This is a genomic window from Mesorhizobium sp. M7A.F.Ca.US.006.04.2.1 (genome assembly GCF_004022915.1).
GTDB classification, from domain to species: Bacteria; Pseudomonadota; Alphaproteobacteria; order Rhizobiales; family Rhizobiaceae; genus Mesorhizobium; species Mesorhizobium ciceri.
In genome coordinates this window covers 1-1,555 of the sequence record NZ_RZQA01001146.1, presented here as the reverse complement: position 1 = coordinate 1,555, position 1,555 = coordinate 1, and the positions used below count along the sequence as shown (strand labels likewise).

Annotated in this window: 2 protein-coding genes; both read left to right on the top strand. The window is 66.0% G+C overall.

The window, feature by feature from the left end; translation table 11 throughout:
• Positions 1-698 (top strand): ABC transporter ATP-binding protein (locus EN925_RS35230; RefSeq protein WP_164894636.1); only part of this gene is annotated, 698 nt, incomplete at its 5' end.
• On the top strand, positions 695-1,555 hold an 861-nt coding region (locus tag EN925_RS35225; RefSeq protein ID WP_128337337.1), incomplete at its 3' end, for an ATP-binding cassette domain-containing protein. The genes EN925_RS35230 and EN925_RS35225, both read left to right, overlap by 4 nt.

Here is a 1,555-nt window from a genome sequence, read left to right as displayed (position 1 = left end):
GCGCCCAGATTGCCGAGGCGGTCAGGCTGCATCAGCGCGTGACACGCAAACAGGCGATGGCGCGCGCGGTCGAATTGCTCCATCTGGTGGCGATCCCGCAGCCGGAGCGCCGGGTCAACCAGTATCCGCATGAATTCTCCGGCGGCATGCGCCAACGCGCGGTTATCGCCATGGCCGTCGCCAACGATCCTGACCTGTTGATTGCCGACGAACCGACCACGGCGCTCGATGTCACGGTGCAGGCACAGATCCTGGCCGTGCTGCGCTCGCTGCAGGAACGGCTCGGCCTCGGCCTGGTGCTGATCACCCATGATCTCGGCGTCGTCGCCGGCCATGCCGACCGCGTCGCGGTCGTCTATTCCGGCCGTGTCGTCGAACAGGCAGGCGTATCCGAGCTGTTCGCCGATCCGCGCCATCCTTACACGCGTGGCCTGATCGCCTCGATCCCCAACCTCGAGGAAAGCCGCGAGCGGCTGTTCTCGATCGACGGTTCGCCGCCCGCACTTGGGCGCTTGCCGGGCGGCTGCGCCTTCTATCCGCGCTGCATTTATGCCGCGGCACGCTGCCGGACCGAGGACCCGCCTTTGCACGATGTCGGCGGCCGGTTCTCGGCCTGTCATTTCGCGACGACCTTGCCGCCCTTCCACAGTGCTGTGCTGGCGGCGGCGAGCCTGGACAGTGGAGACGTGGCCCCATGAGCGCAGCGGAGCAACTCCAGGCGGAAACCAAACCGGCGGCTGCGCTTTCTGTTCGCCATCTCGTCAAGGACTTTCCGGTTCGCGGCGGCCTCGTCTTCGACCGTGCCGTTGCCCATGTCCGTGCGGTCGCCGATGTCTCGTTCGACGTAGCACCAGGCGAAACGCTGGGTCTGGTCGGTGAATCCGGTTGCGGCAAGTCGACCCTCGGGCGCTGCCTGATGCGGCTGATCGAGCCGACCAGCGGCGAAAGCTGGTTCCGTGGCCAGAACCTGCTCGCGCTCAATCACGAAGACATGCGCCTGATGCGGCGCTACATCCAGCTCGTCTTCCAGGATCCCTACGGGTCGCTGCATCCGCGCATGCGCATTGCCGACAACATCGCCGAGCCGCTGCGCATGAGCGACATGTCGGCGACCGACCGCCGCGCGCGCGTCGCCGAATTGCTCGAACTGGTGCGGCTCAATCCCGAGCATGGCAAGCGCTATCCGCACGAACTGTCCGGCGGCCAGCGCCAGCGCGTCGTCATTGCCCGCGCGCTGGCACTCAATCCGCAAGTGGTGATCCTCGACGAGCCGGTTTCGGCCCTCGACGTTTCGGTGCAGGCCGGCGTGCTCAATTTGCTCAAGGACATCCAGCAATCCTTCGGCACCTCCTATCTGTTCATCGCGCATGATCTGTCCGTCGTGCGCCACATCTCGCATCAGGTCGCGGTGATGTATCTCGGCAAGATCGTCGAGATCGCGCCGGCGGCCGAACTCTATTCGAGGGCGCTGCATCCCTACACCCAGGCGCTGCTGTCGGCGGTGCCGCTCGCCAATCCCGAGAAGGAGCGCAAGCGCGAGCGCATCGTGCTGAGC